This window comes from Nocardiopsis metallicus (genome assembly GCF_014201115.1).
Classification (GTDB): Bacteria; Actinomycetota; Actinomycetes; order Streptosporangiales; family Streptosporangiaceae; genus Nocardiopsis; species Nocardiopsis metallicus.
In genome coordinates, this window is the sequence record NZ_JACHDO010000001.1 from 5,645,320 (window position 1) to 5,670,611 (window position 25,292).

A 25,292-nucleotide genomic window follows, 5' to 3' on the forward strand; every position below is an offset into this window, starting at 1 on the left:
CTGAGGGCATCCGACCGGCCTGTCGGCGGATCTACAGGTCGACAAAGGGACGGGACGACAGGTCGCCGAAACGATCTGCCGCCCCGTCCCTCGCGATCGGGCTCAGCAGAGCTGCCCTACTTGTCGCTGGTGACCGGCTCGGGGCCCTCGATGCCCTCGGCGTGCAGGTCCACGCCCTGGATGTCCTTCTTCACCAGGGAGACCGCGATGAAGGAGACCAGGGAGAGCACGACCACGTACACGCCGATGGTCCACGAGGCGTCGTACCTGGTGAGCAACAGCTCGGCGATCATCGCGGCGAAGGCGCCGCCCAGGATCGCGCCGAGCGCGTAGCCGATGGACACACCCGAGTAGCGGACCTCGGCCGGGAACATCTCCGCGTACAGGGCCGACTGGGGGCCGTAACTCAGGCCGAAGGTCAGCGTGAAGACGAAGACCCCCAGGAAGTACATGTAGATGTTCGCGGTGTCGACCATGAACCACATCGGGACCGCCCAGGCGGCGAGCAGGACGTAGCCGATCTGGAACGTGCGCACCCGGCCGATCCGGTCACTGATCCAACCGCCGTACAGCGTGGAGACCAGCCAGCCGAAGGAGGCCAGGGTAGTGGCCAGCAGGACCGGGCCGCGGTCCATGCCGAGGCCGAACTCCTCCACCGGGCGCGAGGCGTAGGTGGCCAGGAAGGCGATCACCAGGTAACCGGCGGCGTTGTTGGCGACGAAGATCAGCGCGGAGAGCACGACCTCCCTGGAGTTCTTGCGGAACAGCCGGCCCAGCGGGGCCGAGGACTTGGCCCGGCGCTGCTGCATGTGCTTGAAGACCGGGGACTCCTCGACCGTCTTGCGGATGAGGTGGCCGACGATGATCAGCACGAAGGAGAGCAGGAACGGGATGCGCCATCCCCACTCCATGAAGGCCTCGGTACCGATGGCCGCCGTGATGGCCCAGACCACGAAGGTCGCCAGGATCATGCCGCAGGGAACACCGATCTGCGGGTAGGCACCGAAGTAGCCGCGCTTGCTCAGCGGCGCGTGCTCCACCGACATCAGGGCGGCTCCGCCCCACTCACCGCCAGCTGAGAAGCCCTGGACGATGCGCATCAGGATCAGCAGGATCGGTGCCGCCAAGCCGATCTGTGCGTAGGTCGGCAGCAGGCCGATCACACAGGTCGCGACACCCATCAGGACGAGGGTGAAGACCAGGATCCTCTTACGCCCGAACCGGTCCCCGAGGTGCCCGGCCACGATCGCGCCCAGCGGACGGAAGAGGAAGGAGATACCGATGGTCGCGAAGGAGAGCACCTGCGCCACACCGGGATTGGTGTCCGCCAGCGGGGCCAGGAAGAGGGGGGCCAGTACCAGACCCGCGGCCTGGGCGTAGATGAAGAAGTCGTACCACTCGATGGTGGTACCGACCATGGTCCCCGCGAGGACCTTGCGCTTCTCCTTGGGGTCGAGGGTTCCACCGGGTCCTGGGACCGTGGCGTCGGAAGTCGCCATTGCTGCTCCGTAGTTCTCTACCGGCCGGGGGTGGCCGAGTTCTCGGTCGGGCACAGGGCGACCGGCACCCACACCCGAAAACAGAACGGTGGATACCGGGACAGACCCTGAGCCCCAGCACACAATGCCATGTGACTCACTGCACTTTCCACACTGGGTTTCGCTTTTTCGCAGCTAGACACGTGTGTACTTACCGAACGGTCGGTGAGAAACCCTGTCTGACTAGGCAGCCTGGCAGCACGCGACCACTCGGTCACGACCGGAAGAAAAATTCCGAACCGTCCACACTCCGAGACAAGGCGGCGGGGCCCGGCCTGAACGGCACCGGAGGGGTGACAGACCGACCTGTCGACATGTCTCCTCGACCTGTCGACAGGTCCACGAATCACCTCAGCCGGAGTCAGCCCCGCCGGGGCCGGGTCCGTGACCGCAGTCGCTCGCCGAGCTGGCCCCGGAAGGGTGGTCAGAGGGCCTGGCGCATCAGAGCAGCTCCTTCAGGTAGGTGCCGGTCCGGCTCTCCGGGGCCGTCGCCACCCGGGCGGGCGTTCCCCGGGCGACGATCCGTCCGCCCGCCGAGCCGCCGCCCGGTCCGAGGTCGATGACGTGGTCGGCGGTGGCCACCACCCGCATGTCGTGCTCGGCCGCCACCACGGTGGCCCCGGCACCGACCAACTCCCACAGGCGTCCCATGAGGACGTCGGTGTCATGGGCGTGCAGCCCCGTGGTGGGCTCGTCCAGCAGGTAGACCGTGTCCGCGACCTTGCGGCGCTGGAGCTCGGTGGCGAGCTTGATCCGCTGCGCCTCTCCGCCGGACAGCTCGGTGGCGGGCTGCCCCAACCGCAGGTAGCCCAGGCCGACCCCGGCGAGGGTCTCCAGGGCCCTGCTCACCGACGGCTCCTCGGTGAAGAATCCCGCTGCCTCCTCCACTGACATGGCCAGCACGTCCGCGACGGTCAGCCCCCGGTAGCGCACCCGCAGCGTGTCCTCGTCGTAGCGGGAACCACCGCAGGCAGGGCACGGAGCGTAGGTGGTGGGCAGGAACAGCAGTTCCACCGAAACGAAACCCTCGCCCTCGCAGTTCTGGCAGCGCCCGCCCACGACGTTGAAGGAGAACCGGCCCGGACCGTAGCCGAACGCGCGGGCGTCGTCGGTGGCGGCGAACAGCTTGCGCACCGTGTCGAAGAGTCCGGTGTAGGTGGCCAGGTTGGAGCGCGGGGTGCGGCCGATGGGCTGCTGGCTGACCCACACGACCCGGCCCGGCCCGGTGGCACGGTCGGCGGCGTGCTCGGCGATCTTCGCCAGCAGCGTGGACTTGCCCGAACCCGACACCCCGGTGACGGCGGTGAACACCCCCAGCGGGACGTCCACGTCCAGGTCCCGGAGGTTGTTACCGGTGACCCCGCGCAGCTCCAGAGCCCCGCGGGGCGTGTGCGCGGGGCGTTCGGGCAGGCCTGGAGTGGCGGGGAGGATGTTCTGGAACAGGTAGCGGCGCGTCACCGACTCCGGCACGTCGCGCAGCCCGGCGACCGGTCCGCTGTACAGCACCCGCCCGCCGTGTTCTCCGGCGTCCGGGCCCACGTCCACGATCCAGTCCGCGCCGCGGACGATGTCCAGGTCGTGCTCGACGAAGCACACCGTGTTGCCGCCGTCCCGTAGCCGGCGCAGGATGCCCGAGAGCGCTTCGCAGTCGGCGGGGTGCAGGCCCGCGGAGGGCTCGTCCAGGACGTAGACCACACCGAACAGTCCGGCGCCGAGCTGGGTGGCGAGCCGGATCCGCTGGAACTCCCCGGTGGACAGGGTCGGCGCCGGACGGTCCGCGCTCAGGTAGCCCAGGCCCAGCTCCTCCAGCACCTCGACCCGCGCGGTGATCTCCGCGGCCAGCGCACCGGCCGCCCCGGCCGTTTCCTTCCAGGGGCGCAGCACGGCGGCGAGTTCGGTCAGCGGCATCGCGGCCAGCTCGGTGATGGCGTACCCGGCGAAGGTGACCCGCAGCGACTCCTGCCGCAGCCGCCGCCCGCCGCATTCCGGACAGGTCCGGTCGACCATGAACTCGGCCGCTTTGCGCCGCCGGGTCTCGCTGGCCGAGGAGGCGTAGGCCTTGAGCACCAGCCGCCGGGCGCTGCTGTACTTGCCCTGGTAGGGGCGGTGGACGCGGCCCGCCTCCCGGACCGGGTGGACGGTCACCACGGGCTGTTCGTCGGTGAACAGGATCCAGTCCCGCTCGCCCTGGGGCAGCTCCCGCCAGGGCTTGTGGATGTCATACCCGAGGGTGTCGAGGATGTCGCGCAGGTTCTTGCCCTGCCAGGCTCCGGGCCAGGAGGCGACGGCGCCCCCGGCGATACTCAGGGAGGGGTCGGGCACCAGCGAGTCCTCGGTCACCTCGTGCTCGACCCCCTCGCCGTGGCAGAGGGGGCAGGCCCCGGCCACGGTGTTGGGGGAGAAGGAGTCCGAGTCCAGGTGCTCGGCGCCGGGCGGGTAGTCCCCGGCCCGCGACAGGAGCATGCGCAGCGTGTTGGAGAGCGTGGTCAGGGTGCCCACCGTGGACCGCACCGACGGAGCCGAGCGCGGCTGGGCGAGCGCCACCGCGGGCGGCATCCCGGTGATGCCGTCCACCTCGGGGGCGGGCAGCTGCTGGAGCAGGCGCCGCGCGTAGGGGGCCACCGACTCCAGGTACCGGTGCTGGGACTCGGCGTAGAGCGTCCCGAAGGCGAGCGAGGACTTCCCCGAGCCCGAGACGCCGGTGAAGGCGACCAGGGCGTCCCGGGGAAGCTCCGTGTCCACGTTCTTGAGGTTGTGGATGCGGGCGCCGCGCACCCTGATGCGGTCGTCGATCTCTGCCATGCCCCAGGTCTACCCGGCCCCGGCCCCCGCTCCGCCCCGCGGACGGCCCGCACCAGGCGAAACCGGTACCGGGGAGGGCTGTGCGCCGGAGGGTTCCCTCATCCGTGCTCGGCGGGGCGCACCACCGCGACCGGGGCCGGACTGTGCGAGATCACGTTCCGGCTCACCGAGCCCAGCAGCATCCCGGTGAAGCCGCCCCGCCCGTGCGAACCCACGACCATCAGGTCGCAGTCCCGGGCCGAGTCGCACAGGGCCTCGACGGGGTGACCCTTCTCCACGACTTCCTCGACCCGTATCCGTGGCCAGCGCTCGCGGTAGCCCTCGACCGCCTCCGCAAGCATCCGGCGCGCCCTGCGCGCCTCCTTGGCCTCCTCTTCCTCCCGTACCTCCCGAGGCTTGGTCCAGGCGGGGTCGTCCAGGGCCCCGAGGCGCCACCAGCGGCCCTCTTCGCGCACCATGACCGCGCGCAGCTCAGCCCTCCAGCTGTCCGCGGTGGCGAACGCCCACTCCGCGGCGGCCCGCGCGGAGTGCGATCCGTCCACAGCCAGCACGACACGGCCACGGAAGGGACCCGGTTCCCGGTCCGGCACGACGACCACGGGGCACGAGGCGGACGCCAGCAGCTCCAGTGCCGTGGAATCCGGTATCACCCGCTCCACGGCCGTCATGCGGTGCGCTCCCACCACCATCGAATGCGCCTTCTGGCTCTCAGTCAGCAGGACGGGTTCGGGATCGCCGGTGACGTGCACCGCGGTGACGTCGAGGCCCGGCACCCGTTCCAGGGCCCGTTCGCGCGCCTCGTCCACGATGCGGCGCGCGAACTCGTTCACGTCGAACCGCGGCAGGCCACGGGGGATCGAGTGGTAGAGCGGCCAGTCGAAGGCGTAAACGATACGCAGCCGCAACCCCCGCCGCCGCGCGTCATCCGCGGCCCAGTCAAGGGCCCGCCCGCTCGCCGCGGTTCCGTTGACCGCCGCCACCAGCGGCGCGTCGGCTCTGTGGTTCATGACTTCCCCCCAGCGGCTGTGAAGCCCTCTCGTGTCACGTTGGGAGCGGCCGCGTGCGTGCACCGGGTACGGGTGTCGCGTCGCTCGGCCGCGGCGGCCTTCTCCCCGGCCGCGAGGAATCCGTCCGGTACCACGAATACGGAGTCGGTCCCGGCTTCGACCGGGAACCCGGCGTGCGCGGGGTCGTCAGCGGGCGTCTGCCCGCATAGGCCCGTCGGCTGGCCAGCCGTGTGGGCGTCGGCGATCGGGCTCTCGATGCTGCGCGCCACCGACGGATCCCGCTCGCCGAACACATCCGGCAGCAGTGCGGAGTCCCGATCGACGCCCGGGGTCAGCGGGGCGTTGGTCACAGGCGGCTTCCGCCCTAGGCCCTCACCCGTACCGCGGGGCCGTTTCACCCGCCTTCACCGCCGCCGGGACGCGGAACGGGCCCCGGACCCTCGGTCACCGTCGGCTCGGTGCCGCCCTTGACCAGTACGAACGGCGGGTACTGGTCCGTCATGAGTGCGGCGTAGGCGACGACCCGCAGCCCCCAGCGGTGCAGGCCGAGCACGAAGGAGAACAGTCCCCGCGGGTAGGAGCCGGTGAAGAGCAGGGCCACCGCGGCGAACAGCACCAGCAGGCCGATGAGACCGGGGGACTGGAACACGACTTCGGTGCCCCCTGCCCCAGCGGGAGCACCGGTGTCGGACACCACGCGCACGGCCCCGGAGGTGAACAGGGCGACGACGAGGTAGTGGGGCAAGGCCAGCAGCCACCACTTGACCAGGGCCAGGCCGCGTGAGAGGTCCCCTGGTGCGGCCACCTCCAGTCGCGCCGGGTAGTCGACGTCACCCGAGAGCGTGAAGGGCGGGTACCGGTCGGTCCCCAGCACCCCGTAGGCGTAGAACGCGACCCGCCAGCTCCACCGCAGCACCCCCAGTTGAAGTCGAAGATCCACCGCGGGTAGCGCCCCGTGAACAGGATCGCGAAGAACGCCACCACGGTCAGCGCGCAGAACCCCAACCACAGGAAGAAGAGTACGACGTAGTGGGGGATGGCGAGGATCCACTTGACCAGCCACAGCCAGCGGCTCAATGAGGGGTCGAGCGTCCCCTCGACCTTCAGCGGGTAACCCGTGCCGTCGTCCATACCGGTCACCTCCAGAGCAAAGCTCGCTGTTGACGCCAACTCTCCCGCAGCCGATCCGTGCAGGCCAGGGCCACCAGGAGTCGATCGCAGGGGCTTTCGTCCCCGGGGAACTGGGGACTTCGCCCTCACACGGGGCAGACAGAGGGAATCCGGTGCGACTGCGGCCTGCTCTTGGTGACGGCCCTGGCCCTGTCTCCCGCGCCAGCGCTGTTCGCCCTGGCCGAAGCCGCGCGCGGAGCCGACCGGCTCGTGGTCGGCGCGCGGGGACACCACGGATTTCCGCGCGCGGCACTGGGAGCGATCGCGCACGGGCTGCTGCACAGCGCGCCCTGCCCGCTCATGATCGTGCACTCCGCCTGAACCGGTTCCCGCGCCCGGCGACCAGAAGGGCGCACGGCGGATCCATCCGCCGTGCGCCCTCCCGCGGCCGCGTGCCTCAGGGAGTCACGGATCGCCACCGAACGTACTCGGGCACGACGTCATCCACGCGCCAGCGAAGCTCGGAGTCGACCGACACGACGCCCTCGATCGCCTTGAGCCGACGGATCAGCGCCTGGGCCTCACTGCGGTGCTCCACAGTCCCCGACACCCTCACCACCCCGTCCTCGACGGTGACGGCGGGTTCCTGTACGCGCACCGGCGTCAGGGCCTCGGTGATCCCGGCTCGTGCCTCCTCGGCGATCTCGTCGTCCTCCCTGATGAACACCGACAGCAGATCCCGTCGGCCCACGATCCCGACCAGGTGGCCCTCCCCGTCAACGACCGGCAGCCGCTTGACACCGTGCCGCTCCATCAGCCTGGCCGCCGTGACCGTACCCGCGTCAGGAGAGACGGTGACGGCGGGGCTGGTCATCAACCCGCCCGCGGTTCGGGCCTGCGCCTTGTCGGCCGCGCTTCCCCCCGGACCCATCCGGGTACGCAGCCGGGCACGCAGTGGCGGCCGGTAGTCCCCTCCCGCGAACTCCTCCTTGTGCAGCAGGTCCTCCTCGGACACCACCCCGACCACACGCCCGTCGCCGTCGGTCACCGGCAGCGCACTCACCTGCCGTTCCAGCAGTGTCCCGGCGACATTCCGGTAGTCGGTCTCCTGCGCGACCGAGAAGACCTCGGTCGTCATGACCTCACGCACGGTACGCATCTCAGGCTCCCCCCCCCGGGCCCGGCACGAACGGTGAGCGGTCCGGTGGCGACCGGCTGGCACGCTCTTTTCGCGCTGGCGGGTGCGCCCGTTTCCGCTCCTCGTGTGTCATCCTGCCCTCCGGCCGCGTGACGGACCAGGGCCGTCGGACCCCACCGCGTAGGCCCTGTGGCACGCTCTCCTTCACCGGAGGCGGGCAGCCCACCACCGGGACCCCGTGGCAGCGCTGAGGAACCGGACCGGTGGTCCCGCCCGTACGGGACGTACGCTCCTGGCACGGGCTCCGCGGGCTCCATAACCTGAAACCGGGGTTTGTCCACCTTTCGGAGGCAACGATGGGCCAGGGCACGCACGCACACGTGGTGGTAGCGGTCAACGGCTCGCCAGCCAGCGAGCGGGCAGTCGGCTGGGCTTCGGGCGAGGCCCGTCGGCGGGGTCACGGGCTGCGTATCGTATACGCTCTCGGCTGGCCCCTGTACCGCTCTCTGCCTCTCGGCCTACCGGGGTTCAACCTCGACGAGTCCGCTCTGCGCATCGTGGGGAGCGCACGTCGACGCGCCGTGGAACTGGAGCCGGACGTCACCGTAGAAGCGGTGGACGTCATCGGCGATCCTGAGACTGTTCTGCTCCTGGAGAGCCAGAGCGCGAGCATGCTGGTACTGGGCGCACACCACAGGAAGGCCCTGGACGCTGTGCTCCCGGCTTCGACGGTCCTGGAGATGCTCGCCTCGGCTGCGTGCCCGGTCGTGGTCGTGCCCGACCGGCCGCCCGAAGCCGCCACGGACCGCATCCTGGTGGGTGTCGACGGTTCGGAGACCTCCCGGGCGGCATTGGAGTGGGCCTTCTCCGCGGCAGACGCCCGCGAAGCGGCGCTGCGCGCGGTAACCGTACGGGAGAACACAGCTTGGTGGCGTTCGGGCGCATCTGAGGACCCGTCGTGGGCGGGGAACGGGAAACAGCCCAAACCCGGGAAGGTGGAGGAACGGAGAGCCTACTGCGAGGCCTTGTCCACGGCGGTCGCGGACGAACACGCGCGGTGGCCCCAGGTACAGGTCGAGGAGGTCGTCGCGACGGGACATCCAGCCAGGGTTCTGTGCACCAGCGCCCGGGACTGCGACCTGATGGTCGTCGGCTCGCACGGCTGCGGCGGCTTCGCCGGCATGCTGCTCGGCTCGGTGAGCCAGAACGTGATCTCGCACAGCCCCTGCCCGGTCGCCGTGATACGCCCGCCCCGCCCCCTCGGGGCGGCGTAGTGAGAGCTTCCGCCCCGCCGCAGAGCGCTTCACCGCGCCCGGCGCTTCACCGCACCGGCGGTCAGACAGAAGCGGCGCCCGAGGCGCCCGCCGCGGAAAGGTCGGCGGCGATCGTGTCGGCCCACGCGTCGATCTCCTCCCAGTCACGGAAGTCGCCGTAGCGCCCTCCGATGAGTCGGTAGAAGACCCGTCCAGGCAACGGTAGGTGTTGCGGCCGCAGGGCGCCGGCCAGCAGACGGTGATCGCGGAGATCGTGTCCGCGGCACAGTTCCATGATCTCCTCGGGGTCCCGGGAGTGCCTCTCGAACCACCCTCCGACGACCCTGGCCAGGCCGACGCTGAACAACCAGATCGGAATCCGGCCGAGCGGGTCGGTGTTGGCACGAACGTAGCCGGAGGCCTCATCGAGCCAGGCGCCGCCGTGCACGGCACTGCCCAGGACCACGGCCTCGTAGCCGTCCGCCCCCGGCGCATCGAACAGCGGCCGCACGTCCGCGGTGCGACCCCGCTCGCGCAACCGGGCGGCGATCCTCCTCGCGATTCCCTCCGTGGAACCGTGCTCACTCGCGTATCCCACCAGGACCGTCATGACGAAACCTCCGACTCGAGTTCTGCCGATCCGGGGCCCACGGCACAGGAACGGCCGACGGCCCCGGCCTGTCCCGGGACGGGCGTTGGCCGGACGGCGGAGCCGCCAGCCCCGGCTGCGGCGACGCGCCTCCCCGTTGGAGCCGGGCCCGGCCTCCCCCGTGCCGGACGCCGGCGCCGCCCCTCCTACTCCTGCGCCTTGCGTGAGATGGGCACCCGACGGCTGCTCTGCGACCGCTGGGTCAGACCGATGCTCACCTCCAGGATTCCCTTGTCGTAGGAGGCGGTGACGTCCTCCTCGGAGGCGTCCGCCGGGAGCGCGAGCATGCGGCTGAAGGAGCCGTAGCGGAACTCCGAGTGCTGCGGCGACGTCGTGCTCTCGCTCCGCTCCGCATGGATCGTCAGGACCCCGTGTTCGACGGTCACGGTGAGGTCCTTGTCCGGGTCCATCCCGGGTGCCTCCGCCCGAACCACGTACCGGTCGTCCTCCATCGCGGTCTCCACCCGCAGACCCGCGGGAGACCTACCGGAGAAGAGCGGGGCGTCGAACAGCTCGGCCAGGTCCGGCAAGCGGGACGGTCCGGTGTGACGAACAATGGCGTTCATGTCATCATCTCCTCGCTCGATCGACCCGGGCCCGTGACGGCGGGCCGCGGCCTACCTCCCACTCGACCCGAATCGTGCCCTTGTGAACAGGCGTCGAAGGGTTCTTCGCGTAGGGTCTTCAGTCCCACGTTCCCAGGCCCGTCGTCGACCGCGGCGAGCACGTGGAAACCCTCCTCCTGGGCGAAGTGCGAAAGCGGGACCGCGTACAGCCCGACAGCGCCCCTACCGCGTACCGGCGCTCGGCGCCCCGGCGGGCAGAGCACCCGGGGCGCAGCGCGCACGGCGCCCGCCAAATCCTCCAGCATCCGCCCGCCGGTGAGCATGAGGGCGATGATCGCGCCCGCGACCAGTTCCCCGGCCAGGGCTGCTCCCACCCGTGCCAGGTGGCAACGGCATCGACGCCGGGTCAGTGCTCCCGCAGCGTCTGCGCCACACAGGGCAGAGGCGACGGCGGCCAGGACGAGATGACGTACGCCGCCGAAGGCCCCCGGGGCGCGGCAGGGGGCCGGGCCGAGGTCCTCGTGCCGCCAGTCCAGCGCGGCCAGGGCCGCGTCCAGTTCGCCGGTCCAACCAACGGGGGCCAGTTCGCTTCATGCGAGAACACCCCTCTACTGGGATGCTTCAGTCGATTGGGGCGTCCCACGACGCCGCCCAGGTCTCAGGGCCAACGATCCCATCCACCGTGAGCCCTTTCTCATCCTGGAACGCCAGGCACACGGCCTGGGACTGAGCGCCGTACACACCGTCGACCGCCCCGACGTTCCACCCACGGTGAGCCATCTGGCTCTGCCAGACGGACACGCTGGTGTGCGTGGTCACACTCGGGTAGGAGCGGGAGATGTCAGGATGCAGGCTCGCCGGCTCGTAACGGAAGTAGAGTCCGGGCCAGGTCCAGTCCACGGGATCGGTGACGGGTTCGGTCCAGGCGGCGTTCCATGTCTGCTCGCCGACGATCCCGTCAACGTCCAATGCCTTCTCTGCCTGGAACAGGCGGCATGCGAGTTGGCTCCGGTTGCCGTACACGCCGTCAACATCGAGCCGCCAACCACGCGTGGCCATCTGTTCCTGCCATACCTGCACGGAAGTGTGTTCGGTCGGAGGCGGGTTCGTGAACTCCACACCTGGCCACTCGGGAGGCTCGGCCGTCTGCGTGACTCTGATGTGTGCGTGCGGTTCGGGGGCGTTCTCGGCGGTGGTGCCCTCCGGCTGGAAGGAACCGTCTTCGACGTAGGGGCGCAGGTTTCCGGGGCACAGGGTGTCGTTCCCAGGGATGTCACCGTGTCCGACGGTGTCGGAGGCATTGGCGCCCAGCGTTTCGAGGTGATCGATGACGCGGCGGACTGCTGACACCAGGGGTGGTGTGGTGCCGGGGATGAGCACGGGTCCGTCCAGGACGCCAGTCAGGCCACAGATCGCGTAGTAGGTGGCGTTGCCGAAGTCGGTGCCGTTCGCGCCGGACTGGTACTGGTGTCCGCGCCCGATGTAGATGTAACCGTGTCGACAGACGAGGTAGTTGTACGCGATGTCGTCATAGAGGCCGGTCATGTGAGATTCCTGGATACCGCGTACGTACTCGTCGCAGTTGCGGTGCAGGATGGGCACGGGCCAAATCGAGCCCGCATAGTGGATCGCGATGCCCGGCGAGCCCTCGATGGGACCGTTGCCGGTCGGGTCTCCGTCTGGGTCAGCGCCCCAGTCCCGCCGTGTGACGATGTTCTCTCCGGTGATCTCATCAGTTTGGATGGATAGGGTCATATAGCGAAATCCTCCAAAGGTCAAAGCTGTCTGACCTTGCCCATGCGGGCGTCTAGATGAAGGGATGGATCCTCATCAGGTGTTTTGTTTTCAGCTTCGTCGCGGGCACCCTCTCATTACTACTGATGGGTGGCATCGCGATCTATGCCTTCCACCCTGGGCCCGAGGATGAGCGAGGGGAAACCGGAGCCGGCACGTTGCGTTTCGGTGATTTCTTCGACTACCGGACGGACTCGATGGGCCAGGGGGAAGCGGTGTCGTACACGGTGACGTCCGTACGGATGCGGGACACGCGGGAGGGGCAGTCCCACGCCTTCGAATTCACTCTAGGAATCGTTAACAACACTGATCGCCATGTAGAGGGCCAGTACCCGGACGTTTATTGCGAAAACGAGGACGAAAGTCACTTGGTCTTGAACCGGGAGATGGCCCGAGGGGGCGATTACCCGGCAGGAATGGAACCAGAGGCAGGGACTCTCGGAATGACGATAGAGCTCACCTGTGAATTCTCTGGGTCGATTCACCCCGAGGAGCTCGTGATCGCCCTGGAGCGGGAGAACGGGAGAGCGACGTTCGTCGATCCCATGAGCGTGGTGGATCGGATGAAGTGGCGCCACACGTTCGACGAGTGATCAGTTGCCCTCCACCTGGCCCAGGACGCAGCAAAACCCGGGGCCTCGAGGGCGCTCCGGGTTTTGGATACGGGTGTTCTACGGCGTTTCGAGTGTGACAGGTGGTGTGCGGCTCGCGGAAGCGCAACCAGGGGCGCCCCAGCTCGTGATCGAGGGCGCGTCCCCGTACAAGGTGCAGAAGCTGCTCGGGCACGAGTCGCCGCTGACCACCCAGCGGTACGCACACCCGGCGCCGGACGAGTACGACGGCTTCCGGGATGTCTGGCGCGACTCGGCGGACGGCGTGACGCAAGGGCTGACGCACGGCGTGACGCACGAGAAGTCGTCCGGGGAGGCGGTTCGCCGCTCGTCGTGACGCACGCGCGACGAACCCGGCGACGTTCAGGTCTGACGCTGACGCACGTGTGACGCACGGGACACAGAAAAAGGCCCCCCGTAGGGAGCCTTTTCGCTGGTGGGCGTACCAGGACTTGAACCTGGGGCCTCATCCTTATCAGCGATCATCCGACCGCTGGAACGACCCGTCACAGACCCCCTGAGAACCGCATTACCCCTGTTGAACGGCCTCCTGCCGTTCGCGGAGTGACGCCGGGTGTCGTGCTCTACCGCACGGTCACACGGTCAGATCACGGTCAAGAACAGGGGTCTGTCCACGTGGGATTCTCACGCGCCCGCACCGGCGCCAGGGGCGGAACACGCTTCACCGCGTACTACACCGACATCAAGGGCGACGAGCGGTCGGCGGGCACCTTCGCCACCGAGAAGGAAGCCGACAAGGCATGGCAACGCGCCGAGGCCAAGGTCGCCGAGGGCCGAGTCACCAGCACCAAGCACGGACGCCAGCGCTTCGCCGCCTTCGTCCTGGACACCTGGCTGCCCAACCACGTCATGGAGGAGTCCACCCGCCAGAACGTCACCTACACCGTCCACAAGCGCTTCATCCCCGAGTTCGGCAAGATGCGCATGAACGAGATCCTGCCCCAGCACGTCCAGAGCTGGGTCCGGCAATCCCAGCAGGAGGGACTTGCCGCCTCCTCCATCCACCGCATGACCACGGTCCTGTCGGCCATCTTCACCTCAGCCGTCGTCAACCAGGTCATCTTCACCCACCCCTGCAAGGGAGTGGTGTTGCCAACGGTCGGCAAGAAGCAGTTCGAGATCATCACCCCCGAGCAGTTCTCCGACTTCCACGACGCGATCGAGGATGAGCGGTTCCGGCTGCTCGTCGAGTTCGACATCGAGTCGGGGCTCCGGTGGGGAGAGCTCAGCGAGGTCCGGCTCAAGGACATCGACCGGGCGACGGGCATCCTCACCGTCAGCCGCTCCGTCGTGGAGCTCACCGCGAAGTCCCACCCGACCGGCGGACGGTTCCTGGTCAAGGAGTACCCCAAGGACCGCAAGTTCCGCCGCCTCAAGCTCAGCCGGCCCCTGGTGAAGAAGGTCCTCACCTACGCCATGGCGAACGGAATCCGCGACGACGACCTGCTCTTCTCCTTCCCCGAACAGGACGACAACGCCCCGGTACCCGGGGTCCCCGATGGTGCGGACCTCGGGCTCACCGCACCCAACGACCAGGGGCGTAGGTACAAGCACGGCACGACGACCGCGTACACGAACGGGAAGTGCCGCTGTGAGTACTGTCGTGCCGCCTTCGCCCACTACCGTGCCGCCCGCCGAGCCGAAGGCAAGGACAAGCCCAGGAGACGACGAAAGGTCACCACTGACGGGCACATCCCGGCGGACTGGTTCCGCAAGAACATCTGGCACCCGGCAAGGGAGAAGGCAGGGTTGCCGAAGTCGGCAACCCCGCACCAGCTACGGCACGCTCACGCCTCGTGGCTCCTTGCCGGAGGCGCCAACCTGACCGTGGTCCGGGACCGGTTGGGACACGCCTCCATCACCACGACCGAGCGCTACCTGCACACCCTGCCCGAAGCCGACGACAGCGCCCTCGAAGCTCTCAGCAACGTTCGCTACCGCAGCACAACCACGGCTACCGCCTAACTACTGGTGGCACAGTTCTCTGATCGGTGTGCTGCGCTGGTGCAGGACGTAGCGGAAGATCGACAGTCGGGGAGGTGCGGCACGGTGCCCGCACCTCCCCGACGGCTACGCCCGGTCTACCGCGCTATCCACCCATGGCCCCTCAGGGTCAGCGACTGAAGCCCAGTGCGAAGTCCGTGTACTCTTCCTTTCCCTGTTGCGGGCTGGTCAGGTTGATCCAGATCCGCGCCTGTGGCCCGTGCTCCATCAGGTCGGGCATCGTGGCGCATCCGATCGCGAAGCCTTCCCGGGGGACCGTCAAATACGGGGAGAAACGCACGTACGCCGCCAGGTCGGTCCGGCGGTTGGCCAGGCGCCGCTGGTTGGCTCCGTCCAGAACCAGCAGCACCCGGGGGAAGCGCGGATACCGCTTCTGCCACGCCGGGCGCGCTGGCCCGTCCGCGGCGCTCCTGCGTTTGCGTAGGGGATAGTGATCGAAGTAGCGGGCGTAGGCCACGAGCTTGGCCGCCAGCCGCGCCACGGGCATGGTGGTGCGGTCCACCTCCACCAGGAACTGGTACTGGACGCGGAACCCGTTGGAACGGATGGCGACGTAGTGCAGCAGAGCGTCGCTGATCACGTGGGTGTCGGCGAACCTGCCGGTGCCCTTCGCGTAGCGGTGTGCCACCTCCGGGATCCAGTGCAGGGGTTCGAAGTCGTCCCCCTGGGTGCGGGCGTGTTCGAAGAAGGCCAGGCCCATTTCCACCACGGCCAGCATGTGGTCGGCGAGCGGGCCCGCGGCGCGTTCGGGGCTCATCCGGTAAGGGCGTACCAGCACCTGGTCAGCTTCCTGCACAGCACGTGCCCCGGCAGGAGTAAGGAACCAGCGGTGGGGTTGGCGGCCCGGGGGCACCACCCGGTCGGCCAGGCCCTGATGTCGCATCTGGCGCAGGACGTGGAGCATGTACCGGCGTGAAGCGGCGTCCGGGGTGAGCAGGCGGGCCAACTGGTGGCTGGTGACCAGGCGGTGCTGGTAGAGCACCGCCAGCGCCTGTTGAGCCAGCGCGCTGGCCTCGATGGTACGGATCGGCAAACCGTCGTCCTCCTCGTCGTGGGAACAAAACCCGTCGCAAGGAGGAAGCAGGTCGCCTGCAAACGCATGACGCGAGGAATCAGACGATCGAATCCGCTGATGAGGCCCACACCCTCGGAGAGAGAAAAGCCCCCGGCGCCCTCCCACTTAAGGGGAATCGAGATCGCACTCCTTGCAGTCGAAACACACGAGCACATACATCAAAAGTCCTTCAGGGCCCTCTGAGGAATTCAGATACCTCGCCCCGACTTTCCCAGCCCGGGGATCTCACAAGGCACCAGCGTTCATCTGAAGAGATTGAGCACAGGTCAAGGTAGATGGATGAGCAGTTGAGGGAACAAGAATTCGTGAATCTACCTGCGAGGATGGGGAGTCAACCATGGGACGGCGAAGGAACGTGGCAAGCAGACCAGAACAGTCTGGATAAACAGGAATCAGAGACAGGATGAGATCGCGGTCTTGGTGAAGCATGAGAAGGAGGAGGACATGGGGAGGATGATTTTTCTCTTCAATGATTCATATAAGAGAAGAAGATGTCGGAGTTTGCCGGACGCAGTCCATCCCCTGCCCTGTCAGGCTTTGCTGCCTTCAACCACGGCAACGAGACTGAACACCATCCTGTACTGGTACCCGTAGCTCTCGGTTAACTATGGGGTCAACCCCGGCAAGAGGTCTTCGCCCCCCCTGGCCCGCCCCGAAGCCGAGCACGCATGAGATTCTCCGGTCAGGGCGCGAAGAGGTGAGCAGTGAGACGCTCCAGGTCCCATGGATCGACCGGCACGGGGTCGGGCAGCATGGGTTCCAGCGCTCCGGAGACGATCTCGGTCAGGTCGCACAACGTCCCGCCACGTTCGAAGATGCGTGCCCGCGCAGCCGAGGGTTCGTGAATGTCCGTGTCCTCAGGAACCACCCACACCAACTGGCCCTTCTTACCGTTGGTGAGGCGGTAGACGACTCCGGCCTGGGAGTAGGAGCGGCCGGTATCCATCCACGGCTGAGCCACTCGTTCCCCGGCAGGAGTGGTCAGTTGGCCCTTGCCCCGGGCATCGGTGCCCAGCACCCCGGCTCCGCACCCCTTGGCGTCGATGAGCAACCAGCCCGATCCGGTCAGTGCCAGATGATCGATGTTGGTGAGCCCCAACGACATCGGATCCAGTCCCGCACCGGTGACGTGGTCCAGGCGTACCAGGTCGTGGAAGAGGTGGTACACGCCCGGCAAACCCTCCAACCAGCCCTGTACAGCCTGGCCCACGCGGCGTTCGAAGAACGCGCCACGACGAGCCGCCGAACCATACTGGTCCGCCGCCGTGTCCAACGACGTACCAGGACGACCGTGCACCTGTACCACCATGGCCCACCCCTGCACCAATCTGTTCCACCGACGATCGGCAAGGGTATCTGCACTGGTCACAACGTTTTGTCAGCTTGTCGGCAAATCCAGGTATCCGGATGGGCGAATCACGGCTTCCCTCTGTGTAGCCGCCTCGACGCTTCTGGCCCGTGAACGTATGGTCCTCACCAAGGCAGGACAAGCAGACCGGCTCTGGACCCCGTACTGCTGGAGGCCGGAAACCGGGCGTGAGCAGTCCTTTCCCTTCAAGTCAGGTTCGCTGCCGTATCCGACCTGAGACCTTCGGCTACTCGAGTCGGCATCCCAGGTCTGAGAACTTTCCGGAGTTCTTCTTCTCGACAGAGGTGTCTCCGTCTTTCGGTTTTCCCCTCTCACCACGAAGTGCTGCTGTAGGTTCGGATCCCCAACACCCTCATCTGGCCAGCCTCTCCGCCGACTGGTCAACGGCCTCGGAGCCGGAGAAGGAACGGTTATGCGTCGCTGGGATCCACTCAACGAATTGCAGCTCTCGGTACTGTCCAAGATCGCTGAAGGCATCGACCTCAGTGACCACGAAGGCGCCAAGTACCGCCGGTCGGCCTACGCACTTCGCGACCGGGGCCTCGTCACGGCGGGCAGGAAGCAGGGCAAGTGGCAATCCCGTATCACAGATGCCGGCCGCTTCTACCTGGAGCACGGCCACCATCCGGACAGGCCCTCCGGCGGGAAGGCCTCGAAGGGGAGGGAACACCCGGCCGAGGCAGAGCGGAAGAGAGCTCGCGCTTCCCGCTCCGTCTCCTCGGACGATGCCGCGAAGCTGATCGCCGACCTGAACGCCGGAGGGGGAGTCCTCCACCTCGAGAGCCCGGACATGGAAACCCGGGCGCGCTATCGACGGGCGATCGACCGTGCCAAGCGGCACAATCTCGTGCCTGAGGGTAAATCCCTGAAGTACACAGGACGTAGCGCAGGAGACCTGGTCATGTGTCTGGTCGACCCGGCGAACGGCGGCGAGACCGAGTGGAACAAGATCCGGACCACCACCGGCAGCACGCACACCGGCACGACGGCCATCCTCGAAGAGCTCCGGCGCGATCCTTCGCCGTTGAGGGTCTCAGAAGCCCTTCGACCGCGGGCACTGACCGTCATCGAGTCCCTCGGCAAAGTCCTGAGCAGGAAGGGGTATCGGCTGATCCTGGCCAAGAGGCGCAACGGCACCACGTTGTTCGTCACGGTCGACGGACACCAGTACGACCTGACGGTGGTGGAAGAACGCGAGCAGGTGGAGAAGAAGCCCTCGGACACACGGCTCAGGAAACGCTCACACAACCGCTACCTGTTGCCTCGCCCCGTGTACGAACTCAGATGGACCGGCCGCCTCCAACTCATGATCTCGCCCCAAGAACACGCCGATTCCACGGACTGGGGCGACAAGGGACGACGTCGTCTGGAGAACCAGGTCCGTGACCTCGTTCCCGAGCTCGAGCACCGTTCGAAGGCCGTAGACGAGGCGAGGCTCGCCCGGGAGCGGCAGCTCAGGGAATGGGAGGAGCAGGAGAGGCGCAGACGGCTCCACGAGCAGGCCCAATGGGAGAAGGCCATGGCCGACGCCACGGAACACGCCATCGCGGCCAGGCGGAGCGCGGTGTTCCGGGAAGCACTGGAGTCGTGGAACACCGTCAATGAAATCCGTGACTTCCCTCTGTGTCAGGCTCAAGTGGGACACCAAGGGATAACCTTCACTAACTGGCACAAGCAGGGCGAGAACAGGCAACCACCACCGTGACGATGACCAACCACGACCTCCACACCAACGATGAAGGGCCTCGAGCCACCCGGCCCAAGCGCCGGACCTTCACCCACGCCTACAAGCTGCGGGTCCTGGAGGAATACGACACCGCACCCGCCGGCGAGAAAGGCGCCCTGCTGCGCAGGGAAGGACTCTACGACTCCAGCATCCAGCTCTGGCGCAAACAGAGAGATGGCGGCGAACTGAGCACCTCACCGGCCGGGGCGACTTCCAGAAAGAAGACACCTGAACAGGTCGAACTGGAACAGCTGCGCCGGGAGAAAGCCAAACTTGAGCGTGACAACGCCCGGATGTCCAAGAAGCTGACCCAGACCGAGGCAGCCATGGAAATCCTGGGAAAAGCACACGCGCTCTTGGAGATCGTGTCCGAGAGCGCGGACTCGGAGAACTCGTAACCGAGGTTCGCGAGAACACACGAATCCAACTCGAACCGCATACCGGCGTCAAAGAGTCCTGTCGCCTGTCGGGCATCAACCGCTCGACCCACTACCGCAACCGGGACCGAAACCCCTCCGCCCCGACCGAACCCGCCAGGACGCCTCCCCCGAACCGGCTGGAGAGCGAAGAACGCGAACACATCATCGCAGTCCTCAACAGCACGAGGTTTCGGGACAAAGCTCCCCGGCAGGTGTGGGCGGCCCTGCTGGACGAGGGCACCTACCTGTGCTCGGTGGCCACGATGTACCGGCTGCTGCGCGAACGCGGCCAGAGCCGGGAGCGGCGGGCCCAGGCCACCCACCCGCCCAAGACCAAACCCGAGCTGGTGGCCCACGCCCCGAACCAGGTGTGGAGCTATGACATAACGAAACTGCGTGGACCCGGCCCGGGCAGGTTCTTCGATCTGTACGTCATGATCGACATCTACTCCCGGTGCGTGGTGCACTGGGAAATCCACACCAGAGAATCAGGCGAGATCGCCGAAGGGTTCATCGCCAACTCCATCGCGGCCAACGGCCAGATCGCCGCCGAAGTGATCCATTCCGACCGCGGTACCGCGATGACATCGCAGCCCGTTTCCGAGCTGCTGTCCATGCTCGGCATCACCAAATCGCACTCCAGGCCGAAGACGAGCAACGACAACCCCTACAGCGAAGCGCATTTCAAGACGCTGAAGTACTGCCCGGCGTTTCCTGACCGGTTCGGGTCCATTCAGGGAGCCCGGCGGTTCTGCCGCAGATTCTTCCAGTACTACAACCACGAGCACTACCACTCCGGGATCGGGCTGCACACTCCTTTCACGGTGCATATCGGCACCGCGCACGCGATTCAGGACAAGCGAGCGCAAGCCATTGAGGCCTTTCGCGCGGCCAATCCGCAGCGGTTCACCCGCAGGCCTGTGCTTCCTGCTCTTCCCGAGGCCGCGTGGATCAACGAGCCGGACATCGTGCCTACCGCACAGCACAGCGCTGACCTGCGTGAAGCGGCCTGACGATCACCTGCCCCTGTCCGATTCGACTTGACACACTCCGCTTCTGCAGAGCGCTGGAGGAGGAGGCCCAGGAGTGCGGGGACTCCCCGCAATCTGAGCGGTTGATGCTATGGGCACGGTGGGGAGAGGAAACAGCCGAGCGGTGGGATCCGGTCCGCTCTGACTCCGGTGTCCGAAGCCAGGACTTCGACACCGCACCCTCACCGGATGAGCTGAGGCCCTTCCTCGGAGACTGGAGTCCTCACGGACCACGTCGTACATACCGGCACCGAACGGAGCACAAGGAGGCGGACCACGGAAGCACACACGAAGAAGGATGGCACTACCGCAACCGGCGGCGCCCCCAGTGGTGGCGCCGCTGAGGGCAACCAGTCCGCAAGGGCTAGGTCCGACAGAAGGATGGCCGTCTCACCTGTGGTAGCCACGATGGGTGTTCTGGGAGATGAAGTACGTCAGCGCGTCGCGCGAGATGTACTTCCTGGAACCGACCATCACGTGCTCGATCTCCCCGCGGTTCACCAGCTCGTAGACGGTGGAGTAGGAGAGCCCCAGGGCTTTGCCGGCCTCTTTCAGGCTCAGCAGGAGCGGGCCTTCGGGTGAGAGCGGGTGCGGCTGCTTGATGACGGCCGTCTCCTCAGCCCCAACGACCTCGACCTCGGAGCTTGCGGTCTTCCACGAGCCGAAATAGCCGTACGGACGGTCGAACTCCTCCTGAACCTTCTTTGCGGCGTCCTCCTCGTCCGTCGCCCGGACGTACCTTTCAGCCACCTGGACACGAGTCACCATGACGCGGTATCGCATGAAGGTCTCCCGGATCTCGACGTGTTTGACCTTGACTGCCTTGGGCTTCCTCGCTGTGGCTGCCCTCATCGCGCGCACGGTCGCGTCCGAAGTGCAAGCGCTACCACCCTGACCTGGTCTGCGACTGGCCTGCGAGGTTGTGGAAGCCGAGGCTGTCGGTCGTGGAGACGCTTTCTCCACTGGACGGTAGGCACCGTGTCGGAGGTAGTACACACCGTCAGGCGTGAGGCTGGCCGACCACACTCCTTTGCGCTTACTCACCGAGATGAGACGCCGCCCTTGCAGGGCAATCGCGGTGGTCTTGTAGGTGTAGCCCTGCATGACTCCGTTGGGACATCCGTCCGAGATTCACCTGAGGACCTTGAGCTGCCAGGGGCTCAAGGGCGGGAAGCGGCGTGCCATGGTTCCAGTCGACCACAGACACCACTGTTTTGGGCTTCCTTCGTGAATTTAGGTCGAGCAGGTGTCCCGATGAGTCGCATTGTTCAGATTTTCACCCCCTATACCTGAAGTGACTGTTCAGGTCTCTCGGGCGGGTTGATCGGTTTGCCTGCGCGGCACGCGCCTAGCCTGTAACGATGAGCCCGTGACCTCCTCCGACCAGCCCGCGCCCTCCTACGAGGAGCTCGCCGCGCTGGTCGTTGAGCAGGCAGCCACGATCACCCAACTCCGCGCTGATCTGTCCCAAGCCAACGAGCGCATCGCCGAGCTTCAAGCCCGACTGGACAGCGACTCCACGAACTCCTCCAAGCCTTCCTCCACGGACCCCTTCGTCAAGCCGAAGCCGAAGTCCCAGCGCCGCCGCACCGGCCGCAAACCCGGCGGGCAACCCGGCCACCCAGGCCAAACGCGCGCCCAAACCCCGGACCCCGACCACGTGCTGGAACACCACCCCCACACCTGCGGTGGGTGCGGAGGAGACCTGGCCGGATCCGAGCAGACCGGGCTGGTGCGCCGCCAGGTCGTGGACCTGCCCCCCATCAAACCCACGGTGACCGAGCACCAGATGATCGAGCACACCTGCGCCTGCGGGGAGCGCACCCGAGCCAGCGCCCCCGAGGGGATCAACGCTCCGGTCCAGTTCGGAGCGAACGTGCGCGCGATGATCTGCTACCTGTACCTGGGCCAGTTCCTGTCCGCCAAGCGCACCGCCCAAGCCCTGTCGGACCTGGTGGGATGCCCCGTGTCGGCGGGCACAGTCGTGGACACCGCACGCCGGGCCGCCACCGCGTTGGAGGCCTTCACTCGCGCCGCCACCGAGGAGATCGCTTCCGCCCAGGTGGCGCACTTCGACGAGACCTCGCTGCGGGTGGGCGGGGGCCTGGTGTGGGTGCATTCGGCCTCCACCGGCAAGTGGAGCCTGCTGAGCGCCCACCCCAAACGCGGCACCGTGGGGATGGACGCCGCCGGGGTCCTGCCCGCCTTCGCTGGGTTGGCGGTCCATGACGCCTGGGCCCCCTATGACACCTATAAGGGTGTGGCCGCTCATGTGTTGTGCAACGCCCACCTGCTGCGCGAGTTGCAAGCGGTCCAGGACGCGGCTGGGGAGGGGGTGTGGTGCTGGGCCGGGCAGGCCGCTGACGCGCTGCGTCAGATGAAGCGCCTGGTCGATGCGCACCTGGCCACGGTCTCCTCGCTGGAGGGAATCGACACCGTGCGTTTGGACGGGCTGGGTCACCAGTGGCGCAGCGCGGTGGCCATCGGCCTGGCCCAGACTTCGGGCCGGGAGTCCAAGCTGGTGGCCAAGTTCCACGCGTTGGCCAGGCGGATGCGCGACCGGGAAGCGGATTACCTGCGGTTCACGGTCGATGAGCGGGCCCCGTTCGACAACAACGCGGCCGAGCGCGAGGTGCGGATGGTCAAGGTCCGCCAGAAGGTCTCGGGGTGCTTACGGTCCCTGGCCGGGGCCGAGTGGTTCTGCGCGGTGCGCTCCTATATCGCGACCGCCGCCAAGCACGGTATTGGCATGTTCGACGCCCTGGTCCACCTGGCCCAGGGCGAGTGCTGGATGCCCGAAACAGCTTGAGTCTTCTTCAGGACACCTGAACAGTCACTACCTGAACTCGATGCACTACTGTTGTGCTCGTGTCTGAACGCGTCTCTCCCAATGACGTTGCAAACATCGAGGCGTTCTTCGACGAAGGTCTGGAACGCAGGCTCAAGTCGCTTGCCTGCACCGGGCCCATCCATGACCTCGATGTTCGCAAGGGGCATCTGGACTTCGCCGACGCCACCGTGTACGCGATGTCGGAGATCGCCTTCCAGATCATCGATCAGGTCACCATCAAGATGGACTTCGACCACGGTGCCGACCATGACGATGTGATCGCTGAGGTCATGCCATTCGTGGCTGCGCAGGCCCCCGGGCGTGATCGGGATGAACACGAGCGGATCACGAGGTGGGTCCTGGAGAACCTGATCAACGTCGGAACCGTGGACAGGGGTTTTCGTGCTTTCTATGGTGTTTACTCCCCCGATGTCGGTTACCAACGGCGCGCTTTCGACTTCAAGCTCCTCGTCGAACTCTCAGCTCCGGACGGAGAGATCTACCTTCGGGCATCGGATGAGGCGATCAACGTCCTCATCGGTGCCTTGGACCTCGATGTGGAGTCCGCGCAGATCGCCGCGGAGATCAAACTCGAGAACCTGATCCGACGTGGGAAGCTCTCCGATGCCCAAGCCGCTGCGCAGCAGGCCCGGTATGCGACGGTTCGGTACGCGGAGAAGCTTCGGCGGATGTTGGAGGCGACCCGGAGGGACGTTCGCTCAGTCGACTGGGAGCGTCAGATGCCCGAGTTGATCGATGAGGCGCTCACGCACGTACTGGGCCGGTACCGCGCGGAAACGTCGATTCTCGACAACATCCGTGAGGCCCGCGATGAGGCTGTCGAACCGAGCCGGAAGCTGAAGGCCGCGACTCTGGTCACCATCGTCGAAGAGTGCCTGGACAGACACACCCAACTCCAGGCGCGCTTGCTGGAGGCACGTGAAGTGTTCCGCTCCGAGCAGGACCGCCAACAGTTCTCCGGACGTCCCAAGGTCGCGGCGATCGACCTGTTCGGCCAGGTGTTGACGCCGGTCCTCGAGTTGACGCTCTCGGAGGCGACTGAACCGACCGACGCCTTCTTCCGAGCGGGGGTCGGACTGCGGCGACCATCAGCCCTGCGCTTGCGATCATTGGTACAGGCGCTCATCAGCCCTGTCGCTGAGAGGAGCGAGTTCGCGGGTGAGCTACCAGAGCCCTACCTGATGCCACTTCCGGGCCCCGACGTGTTCACGGACGAGCAGTGGACCCAGGCGGACGCCCTCTTGGACCTTCACGAAGTACCACGCAGGCTGTCGGGCCTACTGGAAGAGGCTCGCGAGTCTGATCCCGACTTGCCCACACTGGTGATGCTGCGAGTGCTCCATGCCGTTTCCCCCGGTATCGGCCAGTCGCTACGGAAGCAGGACGATCGGGTGCTGATGGCGGTGGACGACGGACAGGAGCTGTGGGATCTGCAGTTCGGCGGCACGGACCTGCTCGTAGGCCAGGCCCGGTTGTCGCGTGACTTCACGGATGCTCCGGCCACGAACAACGAAGAGGGCGAGATCGCGTGAGTCCGAGTATCTCTCCAGCGGACGCCGCTGACGCGGCACATCTGGTCGCGCTCGGTATGCGTCCACGGCTGCTGCCGACCAGAGATCCCATCTACGCCGACTTCATCCGCCGCCACAACGAGGATCCGCTCTTTGCCGAAACCACCGCGGCCGTGGCGGGTGGACTGGGGCTCACCGTTCTGGGCTGCGACCGACGAACAGGTCTTGTTGTCGCTGCCTGCGAGGGTTCGCTCTTCGAGGTCCGTATGGAGGAGTACGTACGGCGAACCTCCGCGCGCGACCGAGGTGAGCGTGCTCTGCACGGGCTCGTCCACCTCGCTGCGGCGGCTCTGGCGTTCCCCCGTCCGGATGACCTCGTGGACGACTCCTATGTCGGGCGGACCAGCGTCGACCAAATCGACGGCGTGGTCCGCCAAACCTGTCAGATCCTTGAGGAGAGATCCGCCAACCTCGAGGAGAACTCCGATCCTGAGGACGGCGCCAGCGATCTGGAAAGGCTCTGGCAGATCTACAAACGGCGACCCGAGACCACGCGCACGAAGGATGGTCGTCTCGCTCCGAGCACCACCCGCGGCATGGTCTCCAAAGCTCTGAAGTTCCTCGCGGATCAAGGCCTGCTCGCCCACGTCAACGGCGAGGGAGGCGGCACATACCGCACGACACCGCGTTATCAGACACAGGTGCGCGACCTGGCTGCCGACGCGGCCTTCAACGAACTGCTCGAACTAGGGGTCGTGGCAGTCGCTGACGGCTCCGGTTCGCTACACGTTCTCGATGCGGACGAAGAGTAGGCCAG

General features: G+C 66.9%; 23 protein-coding genes and 1 pseudogene. 11 read left to right on the forward strand and 13 right to left on the reverse strand.

Annotated features, from left to right (window positions below; genetic code table 11):
• Nucleotides 1–116 precede the first annotated feature (116 nt).
• The 5 genes and pseudogenes from HNR07_RS24740 to HNR07_RS24760 all read right to left on the reverse strand — a co-directional run bounded on the left by HNR07_RS24740 (nt 117) and on the right by HNR07_RS24760 (nt 6,478).
• Nucleotides 117–1,499, reverse strand: a complete 1,383-nt coding sequence (locus HNR07_RS24740; protein ID WP_184367009.1) for an MFS transporter — start codon at nt 1,497–1,499, stop codon at nt 117–119.
• Between the two features lie 480 nt (nt 1,500–1,979).
• Entirely contained in the window at nt 1,980–4,340 is a 2,361-nt protein-coding gene (locus HNR07_RS24745; RefSeq protein WP_184367010.1) for an ATP-binding cassette domain-containing protein, read from the reverse strand.
• A gap of 98 nt (nt 4,341–4,438) precedes the next feature.
• Entirely contained in the window at nt 4,439–5,347 is a 909-nt protein-coding gene (locus HNR07_RS24750; protein ID WP_184367011.1) for a universal stress protein, read from the reverse strand.
• Nucleotides 5,344–5,697 (reverse strand): putative PEP-binding protein, encoded by a 354-nt coding sequence (locus tag HNR07_RS24755; protein WP_184367012.1) that lies wholly within the window; start codon nt 5,695–5,697, stop codon nt 5,344–5,346. The genes HNR07_RS24750 and HNR07_RS24755 overlap by 4 nt, the downstream gene beginning before the upstream one ends.
• Before the next feature lie 44 nt (nt 5,698–5,741).
• Nucleotides 5,742–6,478 (reverse strand): annotated as a pseudogene (locus tag HNR07_RS24760) (DUF4389 domain-containing protein).
• Between the two features lie 174 nt (nt 6,479–6,652).
• On the opposite strand from HNR07_RS24760, the gene HNR07_RS34465 reads away from it, so the two are divergent.
• Nucleotides 6,653–6,838 carry a universal stress protein gene (locus HNR07_RS34465; protein ID WP_312893971.1) on the forward strand — a complete coding sequence of 62 codons (186 nt, stop codon included), beginning with the start codon at nt 6,653–6,655 and terminating at the stop codon, nt 6,836–6,838.
• A gap of 76 nt (nt 6,839–6,914) precedes the next feature.
• On the opposite strand, the gene HNR07_RS24770 is transcribed toward HNR07_RS34465, so the two are convergent.
• Nucleotides 6,915–7,616, reverse strand: a complete 702-nt coding sequence (locus tag HNR07_RS24770) for a CBS domain-containing protein (RefSeq protein ID WP_184367014.1) — start codon at nt 7,614–7,616, stop codon at nt 6,915–6,917.
• 335 nt (nt 7,617–7,951) lie between these two features.
• Here HNR07_RS24770 and HNR07_RS24775 point away from each other — a divergent pair, with 335 nt between their 5' ends.
• Nucleotides 7,952–8,869 (forward strand): universal stress protein, encoded by a 918-nt coding sequence (locus HNR07_RS24775; RefSeq protein ID WP_184367015.1) that lies wholly within the window; start codon nt 7,952–7,954, stop codon nt 8,867–8,869.
• 61 nt (nt 8,870–8,930) lie between these two features.
• On the opposite strand, the gene HNR07_RS24780 is transcribed toward HNR07_RS24775, so the two are convergent.
• The 4 genes from HNR07_RS24780 to HNR07_RS24795 form a co-directional block, all read right to left on the reverse strand.
• On the reverse strand, nt 8,931–9,458 hold the full coding sequence (locus HNR07_RS24780) for a flavodoxin domain-containing protein (protein ID WP_184367016.1): 528 nt from the start codon (nt 9,456–9,458) through the stop codon (nt 8,931–8,933).
• 185 nt (nt 9,459–9,643) lie between these two features.
• On the reverse strand, nt 9,644–10,063 hold the full coding sequence (locus HNR07_RS24785) for an Hsp20/alpha crystallin family protein (protein WP_184367017.1): 420 nt from the start codon (nt 10,061–10,063) through the stop codon (nt 9,644–9,646).
• Nucleotides 10,060–10,437 carry a hypothetical protein gene (locus HNR07_RS24790; RefSeq protein WP_184367018.1) on the reverse strand — a complete coding sequence of 126 codons (378 nt, stop codon included), beginning with the start codon at nt 10,435–10,437 and terminating at the stop codon, nt 10,060–10,062. The genes HNR07_RS24785 and HNR07_RS24790 overlap by 4 nt, the downstream gene beginning before the upstream one ends.
• A 247-nt stretch (nt 10,438–10,684) precedes the next feature.
• Nucleotides 10,685–11,818, reverse strand: coding sequence for a peptidoglycan recognition protein family protein (locus HNR07_RS24795; protein ID WP_184367019.1), 1,134 nt, complete (start codon nt 11,816–11,818; stop codon nt 10,685–10,687).
• Between the two features lie 56 nt (nt 11,819–11,874).
• On the opposite strand from HNR07_RS24795, the gene HNR07_RS24800 reads away from it, so the two are divergent.
• The 3 genes from HNR07_RS24800 (at nt 11,875) to HNR07_RS24810 (ending at nt 14,454) form a co-directional block, all read left to right on the forward strand.
• Nucleotides 11,875–12,450, forward strand: coding sequence for a hypothetical protein (locus HNR07_RS24800; RefSeq protein WP_184367020.1), 576 nt, complete (start codon nt 11,875–11,877; stop codon nt 12,448–12,450).
• Nucleotides 12,451–12,595: 145 nt separating this feature from the next.
• On the forward strand, nt 12,596–12,805 hold the full coding sequence (locus HNR07_RS24805; RefSeq protein WP_184367021.1) for a site-specific integrase: 210 nt from the start codon (nt 12,596–12,598) through the stop codon (nt 12,803–12,805).
• Between the two features lie 299 nt (nt 12,806–13,104).
• Entirely contained in the window at nt 13,105–14,454 is a 1,350-nt protein-coding gene (locus tag HNR07_RS24810; protein WP_184367022.1) for a tyrosine-type recombinase/integrase, read from the forward strand.
• Between the two features lie 148 nt (nt 14,455–14,602).
• Here the strand turns inward: HNR07_RS24810 and HNR07_RS24815 are convergent, their stop codons facing one another.
• Both HNR07_RS24815 and HNR07_RS24820 read right to left on the reverse strand, forming a co-directional pair.
• A complete protein-coding gene (locus HNR07_RS24815; RefSeq protein ID WP_184367023.1) occupies nt 14,603–15,526 on the reverse strand; it encodes a replication-relaxation family protein in 924 nt (307 codons plus the stop codon).
• Nucleotides 15,527–16,250: 724 nt separating this feature from the next.
• Nucleotides 16,251–16,877, reverse strand: a complete 627-nt coding sequence (locus tag HNR07_RS24820) for a nuclease-related domain-containing protein (RefSeq protein WP_184367024.1) — start codon at nt 16,875–16,877, stop codon at nt 16,251–16,253.
• Between the two features lie 472 nt (nt 16,878–17,349).
• Between HNR07_RS24820 and HNR07_RS24825 the strand changes: the two genes are divergently transcribed.
• The 3 genes from HNR07_RS24825 to HNR07_RS24835 are packed head-to-tail and all read left to right on the forward strand — an operon-like array spanning nt 17,350 to nt 20,095.
• Complete coding sequence (locus HNR07_RS24825; protein ID WP_184367025.1) at nt 17,350–18,642, forward strand: hypothetical protein; 1,293 nt, start codon at nt 17,350–17,352, stop codon at nt 18,640–18,642.
• Between the two features lie 2 nt (nt 18,643–18,644).
• A complete protein-coding gene (locus tag HNR07_RS34470; RefSeq protein ID WP_221318652.1) occupies nt 18,645–19,061 on the forward strand; it encodes a hypothetical protein in 417 nt (138 codons plus the stop codon).
• Between the two features lie 23 nt (nt 19,062–19,084).
• Nucleotides 19,085–20,095 (forward strand): IS3 family transposase, encoded by a 1,011-nt coding sequence (locus tag HNR07_RS24835; protein WP_184371167.1) that lies wholly within the window; start codon nt 19,085–19,087, stop codon nt 20,093–20,095.
• A gap of 408 nt (nt 20,096–20,503) precedes the next feature.
• On the opposite strand, the gene HNR07_RS24840 is transcribed toward HNR07_RS24835, so the two are convergent.
• Nucleotides 20,504–20,965 (reverse strand): helix-turn-helix domain-containing protein, encoded by a 462-nt coding sequence (locus HNR07_RS24840; RefSeq protein WP_184367026.1) that lies wholly within the window; start codon nt 20,963–20,965, stop codon nt 20,504–20,506.
• 517 nt (nt 20,966–21,482) lie between these two features.
• On the opposite strand from HNR07_RS24840, the gene tnpC reads away from it, so the two are divergent.
• Genes tnpC through HNR07_RS24855 form a run of 3 tightly spaced genes read left to right on the forward strand, consistent with a single transcriptional unit; the run spans nt 21,483 to nt 25,287 of the window.
• On the forward strand, nt 21,483–22,922 hold the full coding sequence (gene tnpC, locus HNR07_RS24845; RefSeq protein ID WP_184360673.1) for an IS66 family transposase: 1,440 nt from the start codon (nt 21,483–21,485) through the stop codon (nt 22,920–22,922).
• 59 nt (nt 22,923–22,981) lie between these two features.
• On the forward strand, nt 22,982–24,496 hold the full coding sequence (locus HNR07_RS24850; RefSeq protein WP_221318921.1) for a hypothetical protein: 1,515 nt from the start codon (nt 22,982–22,984) through the stop codon (nt 24,494–24,496).
• Complete coding sequence (locus HNR07_RS24855) at nt 24,493–25,287, forward strand: hypothetical protein (protein WP_184367028.1); 795 nt, start codon at nt 24,493–24,495, stop codon at nt 25,285–25,287. The genes HNR07_RS24850 and HNR07_RS24855 overlap by 4 nt, the downstream gene beginning before the upstream one ends.
• Nucleotides 25,288–25,292: the final 5 nt, after the last annotated feature.